Raw genomic sequence first — 8,102 nt, forward strand, 5'->3', positions numbered from 1 at the left:
AGATCTTGGCGCAGAAGAGCCCATCGCGCTCCGGTTTGAAGGTGCGGTAGTTGATGGTCTCGGGCTTCTTCACCTCACCGAAGGACCAGGAACGGATCATCTCGGGCGAGGCCAGCCCGATCTTGATCGCGTCGAATTCCAGGGCCTGGCCCTGCTGCTTGATAATCTTGAGAAGGTCTTTCAATTCACGATCTCCCAGCTTGACGTAGGAGGCCCGCCCGCGGGCCGATGGGTCGAGTGAGTCGCGGCGGGGTTAGCCGCCGCTCCTACGTTCAGTCCTGTTCCAGTTCGATGTTGATCCCGAGCGAGCGGATTTCCTTCACCAACACGTTGAAGGATTCCGGCATCCCGGCCTCCATGCGGTGGTCGCCGTCGACGATGTTCTTGTACATCTTGGTGCGTCCGTTCACATCGTCCGACTTGACCGTGAGCATTTCCTGGAGGGTGTAGCCGGCGCCGTAGGCCTCCAGGGCCCAGACCTCCATCTCCCCGAAGCGCTGACCACCGAACTGCGCCTTGCCGCCCAGCGGTTGCTGGGTCACCAGGCTGTAGGGGCCGGTGGAGCGGGCATGCATCTTGTCATCGACCAAGTGGTTGAGCTTGAGCATATACATGTAGCCCACCGTCACCGGGCGCTCGAAGGCGTCACCGGTGCGCCCATCGCGCAGCAGACTCTGGCCGCAGGGGATACCCTGGGCGCTGTTGTCGCGCTCGGCGAGTGCCAGCATGTAGCGGATCTCGTCCTCGGTGGCACCGTCGAAGACCGGGGTCGCCAAGGGCACGCCCTTCACCAGATTGCGGGACAGTTCCAGGATCTCCTCGTCCGTGAAGCTCGCCAGATCCTCCTTGCGACCGCTGGTGTTGTAGACCTTGTCGAGGAACTCGCGCAGTTCGGCCACCGCGGTCTGGGAGCGCAGCAGGCGCTCGATCTTCACGCCCAACCCATTGGCGGCCCAACCCAGGTGGGTCTCCAGGATCTGACCCACGTTCATACGCGAGGGCACGCCGAGCGGGTTGAGTACGATGTCGACCGGCTCGCCGTCGGCGGAGAAGGGCATATCCTCCACCGGGACGACCTTGGAGACCACGCCCTTGTTGCCGTGGCGTCCGGCCATCTTGTCACCCGGCTGGATGCGCCGCTTGACCGCCACATAGACCTTGACCATTTTGAGCACGCCCGGGGCCAGGTCGTCGCCGGCCGCGATCTTGCGCTTCTTGACCTCGTAGCGGTCGCGGAACTCCTCGCGCTGCAGTTTGATCTGGTTGGCAACCGCCTCCAGTTGCAGGGCGATTTCCTCGCTGTGCATCCGGATCTCAAACCAGCGGTCGCGCGATCCCTTCTCGGTGATGTCCTGCAGATAGGTCTTGGTGATCTTGGCGCCGGGCTTCAGGGTCCCCGGACCGCCATCGGCGATCTTGCCGATCAGCATCCGCTCGACGCGCTGGAAGGTGTCGTTCTCCATGATGCGCGCCTGGTCCGCGAAGTCCTTGCGCACCCGATCGAGTTCCTGGTCCTGGATCTGCTGGGCGCGCGCGTCGCGCTCCACGCCGTCGCGGGTGAAGACCTGCACGTCCACCACCGTGCCGGTCATGCCCGAGGGCAGCCGCAGCGAGGTGTCCTTCACGTCGGAGGCCTTCTCACCGAAGATCGCCCGCAGCAGCTTCTCCTCGGGGGTGAGTTGAGTCTCGCCCTTGGGGGTGACCTTGCCCACCAGGATGTCGCCGTCACGGACCTCGGCACCCACATAGACGATGCCCGACTCGTCGAGCTTGGCCAGGGCCGACTCGCCGACGTTGGGGATATCGGCCGTGATCTCCTCTGGCCCCAGCTTGGTATCCCGCGCCAGGCAGGTCAGTTCCTCAATGTGGATGCTGGTGAAGCGATCCTCTTGGACGACCCGCTCCGAGATCAGGATCGAGTCCTCGAAGTTGTAGCCGTTCCAGGGCATGAAGGCGACCCGCAGGTTCTGGCCCAGGGCCAGTTCGCCCATGTCGGTGGAGGGACCGTCCGCCAGCACGTCGTCCTTGGCGATGGCGTTGCCCGGGCGCACCAGCGGACGCTGGTTGATGCAGGTGTTCTGGTTGGAGCGGGTGTACTTGGTCAGGGTGTAGATATCGACACCCGGTACCCCCGGCTCGGCCTCCTCGTCGTTGACCCGCACCACGATACGCGCGGCGTCGACCGACTCGATGACCCCACCGCGGCGCGCCCGCACCACCACGCCCGAGTCCTTGGCCACCGCCCGCTCCATGCCGGTGCCTACCAGGGGCTTTTCGGCGCGCAGCGTCGGCACCGCCTGGCGCTGCATGTTGGAGCCCATGAGCGCGCGGTTGGCGTCGTCATGCTCCAGGAAGGGGATCAGGGACGCCGCCACCGAGACGATCTGCCGCGGGGAGACGTCCATGTACTGGACCTCGTCCGGGGTCTTCATCGCGAACTCGTTCGCGTGCCGGCAGGACACCAGCGCGTCGGTCAGGCGGCCATCGACGTCCAGGGTCGCGTTGGCCTGGGCGATGACGAAGTTGCCTTCCTCGATCGCGGACAGGTAGTCGATCTCCATGCCGGCCCGTCCACCCTCCACCTTGCGGTAGGGGGTCTCCAGGAAACCGTACCGATTTGTGCGGGCATAGACGGCGAGCGAGTTGATCAGGCCGATGTTCGGGCCTTCAGGGGTCTCGATCGGGCAGACGCGGCCGTAGTGAGTGGGGTGCACGTCACGCACCTCGAAGCCGGCCCGTTCGCGCGCCAGGCCGCCGGGGCCAAGTGCGGAGACACGTCGCTTGTGGGTAACCTCGGAGAGCGGGTTGTTCTGGTCCATGAACTGGGAGAGCTGACTGGAGCCGAAGAACTCCTTGATCGCGGCCGACACCGGTTTGGCGTTGATCAACTCCTGCGGCATCAGCCCCTCGGACTCGGCGAGCGACAGGCGCTCCTTGACCGCGCGCTCCACGCGCACCAAGCCGACCCGGAACTGGTTCTCCGCCATCTCACCGACGCAGCGGATGCGGCGATTGCCCAGATGGTCGATGTCGTCGACGGTGCCGCGGCCGTTGCGCAGCTCCACCAGCACCTTGAGTGCATCGAGGATGTCGGAGGTGTCCCCGTTGGCGGTGCGCAACGCGACCGAGAAGGCGTCGGTGCGGCCGCGGAAATAGCGCCCGTCATAGAGTACCCCTGGCCCCTCTTCCGCGGGTCGCCCGAGCCGCCGGTTGAACTTCATGCGCCCGACCGCGGACAGGTCATAGCGATCCGGGGTGAAAAACAGATTGTGGAACAGGTTCTGTGCCGCGTCCTTGGTCGGCGGCTCGCCGGGGCGCATCATGCGGTAGATCTCGACCATGGCCTCCAGCTCGGTGGTCGTGGGGTCGATGCGCAGGGTCTCGGAGATGTAGGGCCCCTGATCCAGGTCGTTGACGAACAGCGTCTCGACGTGATCGATGCCCTTGGCGACCAGGAGCGCCATCAGCTCGCGGGTGAGCGCCGTGTTGGCCTCGGCGATGACCTCACCGGTGGCGGTGTCGACCTGGGCCCGCGCCACGACACGCCCGACCAGGAAGTCCGCCGGCACCTCCAGGCGCTCGATCCCGGCCTTCTGCAGCTCGCGGATGTGCCGCGCGGTGACCCGCCGGCCGGCCTCCACGATGACCTGCTCACCGATCTTGACGTCAAAACCGACCGTCTCGCCGCGCAGCCGCTCGGGCACCAGGTCCAAGGAGACCTCCTCGCCAGCGAAGCGGAAGGTGTCAGTCTCAAAGAAAAATTCGAGGATATCCTCGACCCCGTAGCCCAGGGCGCGCAGGACGATGGTCGCCGGCAGCTTGCGCCGCCGGTCGATCCGCACAAAAACGTTGTCTTTCGGGTCGAACTCGAAGTCCAGCCAGGACCCGCGGTAGGGGATCACGCGGGCCGAGAATAGTAGCTTGCCCGAGGAGTGGGTCTTGCCCTTGTCGTGGTCGAAGAAGACGCCCGGGGAGCGGTGCAGCTGCGAGACGATGACGCGCTCGGTGCCGTTGATGATGAAGGTGCCGGTCTCGGTCATCAGCGGCAGTTCGCCCATGTAGACTTCCTGCTCCTTGATGTCCTTGACCACCTTGGCGCCGGCCGGCGCCTCCTTGTCATAGATCACGAGCCGCAGTAGCACGCGCAGGGGGGCGGCGTAGGTCGCGCCGCGCAGGTGGCATTCCCGCACGTCGAACGGTGGCTCGCCCAGGCGGTAGCTGACATACTCCAGCACCGCGTAGCCGGAGTAACTCTCGATCGGGAACACGGTCTTGAAGGCCGCATGCAGGCCCTCGTCCACGCGCTTTTTGGGCGGTAAATCGGCTTGCAGGAATTCACGATAGGACTCGATCTGGGTCGCCAGGAGGAAGGGCACGTCCAGAATCGTCGGACGTTTGCCAAAGTCTTTGCGGATGCGCTTTTTTTCGGTGAACGAATAAGCCATTATGCCTTCCCTCGAAAAACTTGGATGGACCCGGATGGAACCCGGATTCAGGACCGCCACAGGCGCAGCGTCGGCGCCTCCAGGTTGAAGAACCCGGACACCTGACGCGTCGCCCTTGCAGTAACACGCTTACTGTAGCTCTCAATCAAACGGCAAAAGGCCAGCGGCAAATCGCCGCCAGCCTAGTCGGTCCGCGAAGAGAGGTCGCGACGCAATGCGTCGTTACTTCACTTCGACGGTGGCGCCAGCCTCCTCCAGCTGCTTCTTGGCCTCGGCGGCATCGGCCTTCGAGACGGCTTCCTTGATGGTGTTGGGGACGCCTTCGACGGCATCCTTGGCTTCCTTCAGCCCCAGACCGGTGAGTGCACGCACCGCCTTGATCACGCCCACCTTGTTGGCACCGAAGGAGGTGAGGATCACGTTGAATTCGGTCTGCTCTTCCACCACCGCGACTTCCGCGGGGCCGGCGGCGGGCCCGGCAACGACGGCGGCGGCGGCGGTGACGCCGAACTTCTCTTCCATCATCGAGATGAGGTCAACGACCTCAAGCACGGTCATGTTACCAATCGCGTCGAGGATCTCTTCTTTCGAAACGGCCATTTGCCTGTCTCCTTAAATCACATTGCGTATAAACGAGGCGCGCGCTTAAGCGGCCTCTTTGGCATCGCGAACTGCGGCGAGGGTGCGGACGAGTTTGCCCGGTACCTCGTTGATCGTCGCTGCAAGCTTCTGGACCGGGGCCTTCATGGTCGCCAGCAACAGGCTCAACGCCTGATTGCGGGTCGGCATCTTGGCCAGATCACTGAGCTTGGAGGGGTCGAGCAATTTGCCCCCGACAGCCACCAGGCGTACCTGGAACTTGTCGTGGTCCTTGGCAAATGCCACCGCGACCCGCCCGACGGCACCCGGGTCTTCCTTCGCGAACGCCAGGATCAGCGGGCCCGTGAGCCCATCCCGCATACACGCGAAATCGGTGCCTTCCAGCGCGCGCCGGGCCAGGGTATTCTTGACCACCCGGACATAGACACCGACCTTGCGCGCTTCGACGCGCAACTTGGTGATCTGTCCGACGGTCAGGCCCCGGTACTCGGCCGCAACGGCCGAAAAGGCGCCCCGTGCGACTTCCGCAACTTCGGCGACGATTGCTTCTTTCTGCGCAAGATTGAGCGCCACTGTCGTCACCTCTCCAGTCAAGGTCCACCCGGCCGAATGACCGGGTCGCGTTGTCGGTCAGCCGCTCCGTCGACCACCGAGAACGCCATGCAGTGCGCCGTCATCAGCCATGTGATTCGGGAGCACCGTCTGCGCAGGTGCCTCATCTCATTAAGGCACAGCAGCCGGGTTTTTCCGGCCCCGCGCCACCTGCGGTCTTTGACGGCTCCGACCAGGTCGGTGCCCCAAAGAGTGGTCCGACCGTCCACGGTCAGACCTCAAAGATAACCTGATATTAGATGAGGGACAGATGCTCGACCACGAGGCCCGGCCCCATGGTGGTCGACACCGTCACCTTGCGCATATAAATGCCCTTGGAGGTGCTCGGCTTGGCCCGCATCAGGTTTGCCAGCAGTGCCTCAAGGTTTTCGCGCAGCTTGGCCGGCTCGAAGTCCACCCGGCCCAGGGGGCAATGGATGATGCCGCCCTTATCGGTGCGGTAGCGGACCTGTCCCGCCTTGGCGTTACGCACGGCCTCGGCGACGTCAGCGGTGACCGTGCCGACCTTCGGGTTGGGCATCAGGCCGCGGGGGCCGAGGATCTTGCCGAGTTGACCGACGACCCGCATGGCATCCGGGGAGGCGATGACGACATCGAAGTCCATCTTGCCGGCCTTGATCTCCTCGGCCAAGTCATCGAAGCCGACCCGATCTGCACCGGCGGCGGTCGCCGCCTCGGCGTTGGCGCCCTGCGCAAAGACCGCGACTCGCACGGTCTTGCCGATTCCGTGGGGCAGGACGGTGGAACCGCGCACTACCTGGTCGGATTTGCGCGGGTCGACGCCCAGGTTTACGGCGACATCGACGCTCTCGACGAACTTGACGCGTGCGACCTCCTTCAGGAGACCGAATGCCTCTTCCGCCGGATACGGCTTGCCGCGTTGGACGCGCGCACGGATCTCGGCTTGGCGCTTGCTTTGCTTCGCCATGATCAGATTACCCCCTCGACGTCCAGGCCCATGGAACGGGCACTGCCCGCGATGGTGCGCACCGCCGCGTCCAAATCAGCCGCGGTGAGATCCGGCATCTTGGTGGTGGCGATGGCCTCAAGCTGCTCACGCGTGACCTTGCCCACCTTGGTGGTATGGGGTATCGCGCTGCCCTTGGGAATACCGGCGGCCTTCTTCAACAGGATGGAGGCCGGCGGGGTCTTGGTGATAAAGGTGAAGCTACGGTCCGAATAAACGGTGATGACCACCGGAATCGGCATACCCTGCTCGAGTTCCTGCGTTCTGGCATTGAACGTCTTACAGAACTCCATGATATTGACGCCGTGCTGACCTAGTGCAGGGCCGACCGGCGGGCTGGGATTGGCAATGCCCGCCTTGACCTGCAGCTTGATGTAGGCGTTTATCTTTTTCGCCATGTCTTAGCTCCTGATGGGTGCTAGCGCCAGGGATTGAACCCTTGGCTCCCCGTGGTGGGTCCCGGTATGGGACCGAAACTTAACGTGTGCCGCGCGCGGCCCCTCAACCCTTTTCAACTTGAGAGAATTCGAGGTCCACTGGCGTCGACCGCCCAAAGATCAGGACTGATACCTTGACGCGACTCTTGTCGTAATCGACATCCTCGACCACGCCGTTGAAGTCCGTAAAGGGTCCGTCGACGACGCGCACCACCTCGCCGGGCTCATAGAGCACCTTCGGGCGCGGCTTCTCGACGCCCTCCTGCATCCGCAGAAGGATCGCATCCGCCTGCTTGTCCGGAATCGGGGCAGGGCGGTCGCCGGTACCGCCAATGAAACCCATGACCTTGGGCACACTCTTGACCAGGTGCCAGGTCTCGTCGGACATGTCCATTTGCACCAGGACATAGCCCGGAAAAAACTTGCGCTCGCTCTTGCGCTGCTGGCCATTGCGCATCTCCACGACCTCTTCGGTCGGGACCAAGACGGACCCGAAGGCGTCTTCCAGACCTGCCCGCCGAACCCGCTCCTCGAGCGAACGCTTGACCTGACCCTCAAAGCCCGAATAGGCGTGAATGACGTACCAACGCTTGGACAAGATCAGCCTCCTTGGCCTGTGAGAAACCTCAAGATTGCCATCAATACCGTGTCGAAAAGCCACAGTACGAGACCGACGACGACGACCATGGCCATCACCACCAAGGTGGTCTGGATGGTTTCCTGGCGGGTCGGCCAAACGACCTTGCGCACTTCCATCCGTGCATCCGCAATGAACTGCCAGAGTGCGCGTCCGGGCTCCGTCTGCAAGGCGATGGCGACCGCGGCGCCAGCGATGACAAGCAACCCCAAGACCCGCAGCAGCGCAGACCAGGGTGCAAAGTAATAAAAAGCAAAGATGCCGACAATCAGCAACAATGCGGCACCGGCCAGCTTGGCAATATCCAAGCTGGCGCCTTTGACCTCAACGGTTGATGTCATGGGTGACGTGTCGCCTCGGAGTGGGGTAAGGGGCGATGGTTGTATGGCAGGCCAGGAGGGACT

The 8,102-nt window shown here is 63.7% G+C and carries 8 protein-coding genes; all 8 read right to left on the reverse strand.

The genetic code is table 11. The features are described from left to right. Positions 1 to 184 (reverse strand): hypothetical protein (locus QZY44_RS08555; RefSeq protein WP_295445044.1); only part of this gene is annotated, 184 nt, incomplete at its 3' end. Positions 185 to 272: 88 nt separating this feature from the next. Further along, the gene (rpoB, locus tag QZY44_RS08560; RefSeq protein WP_295445047.1) at positions 273 to 4,445 is read right to left on the reverse strand and encodes a DNA-directed RNA polymerase subunit beta; all 4,173 of its coding nucleotides are present in this window, start codon (positions 4,443 to 4,445) and stop codon (positions 273 to 275) included. Between the two features lie 222 nt (positions 4,446 to 4,667). Beyond that, complete coding sequence (gene rplL, locus QZY44_RS08565; RefSeq protein ID WP_295445050.1) at positions 4,668 to 5,045, reverse strand: 50S ribosomal protein L7/L12; 378 nt, start codon at positions 5,043 to 5,045, stop codon at positions 4,668 to 4,670. 45 nt (positions 5,046 to 5,090) lie between these two features. Continuing rightward, on the reverse strand, positions 5,091 to 5,618 hold the full coding sequence (gene rplJ / locus QZY44_RS08570; protein ID WP_295445052.1) for a 50S ribosomal protein L10: 528 nt from the start codon (positions 5,616 to 5,618) through the stop codon (positions 5,091 to 5,093). Between the two features lie 274 nt (positions 5,619 to 5,892). Further along, positions 5,893 to 6,585 (reverse strand): 50S ribosomal protein L1, encoded by a 693-nt coding sequence (rplA, locus tag QZY44_RS08575; protein ID WP_295445055.1) that lies wholly within the window; start codon positions 6,583 to 6,585, stop codon positions 5,893 to 5,895. A 2-nt stretch (positions 6,586 to 6,587) separates the two neighbouring features. Beyond that, positions 6,588 to 7,022: a 50S ribosomal protein L11 gene (gene rplK, locus QZY44_RS08580; RefSeq protein WP_295445058.1), complete on the reverse strand. Its 435-nt coding sequence runs from the start codon at positions 7,020 to 7,022 to the stop codon at positions 6,588 to 6,590. Positions 7,023 to 7,125: 103 nt separating this feature from the next. Then, the gene (gene nusG / locus QZY44_RS08585) at positions 7,126 to 7,659 is read right to left on the reverse strand and encodes a transcription termination/antitermination protein NusG (protein WP_295445061.1); all 534 of its coding nucleotides are present in this window, start codon (positions 7,657 to 7,659) and stop codon (positions 7,126 to 7,128) included. A gap of 2 nt (positions 7,660 to 7,661) precedes the next feature. Beyond that, positions 7,662 to 8,039 (reverse strand): preprotein translocase subunit SecE, encoded by a 378-nt coding sequence (secE, locus tag QZY44_RS08590; protein WP_295445064.1) that lies wholly within the window; start codon positions 8,037 to 8,039, stop codon positions 7,662 to 7,664. Between the last annotated feature and the right edge of the window lie 63 nt (positions 8,040 to 8,102).

This window comes from uncultured Thiodictyon sp., assembly GCA_903837595.1.
In the GTDB taxonomy this organism is placed as follows: domain Bacteria; phylum Pseudomonadota; class Gammaproteobacteria; order Chromatiales; family Chromatiaceae; genus Thiodictyon.

What these genes read in the sequence shown, in the direction of transcription:
- rpoB (WP_295445047.1), bottom strand. Translation starts at nt 4,445, where the DNA reads ATGGCTTATTCGTTCACCGAAAAAAAGCGCATCCGCAAAGACTTTGGC.
- rplL (WP_295445050.1), bottom strand. Translation starts at nt 5,045, where the DNA reads ATGGCCGTTTCGAAAGAAGAGATCCTCGACGCGATTGGTAACATGACC.
- rplA (WP_295445055.1), bottom strand. Translation starts at nt 6,585, where the DNA reads ATGGCGAAGCAAAGCAAGCGCCAAGCCGAGATCCGTGCGCGCGTCCAA.
- rplK (WP_295445058.1), bottom strand. Translation starts at nt 7,022, where the DNA reads ATGGCGAAAAAGATAAACGCCTACATCAAGCTGCAGGTCAAGGCGGGC.
- secE (WP_295445064.1), bottom strand. Translation starts at nt 8,039, where the DNA reads ATGACATCAACCGTTGAGGTCAAAGGCGCCAGCTTGGATATTGCCAAG.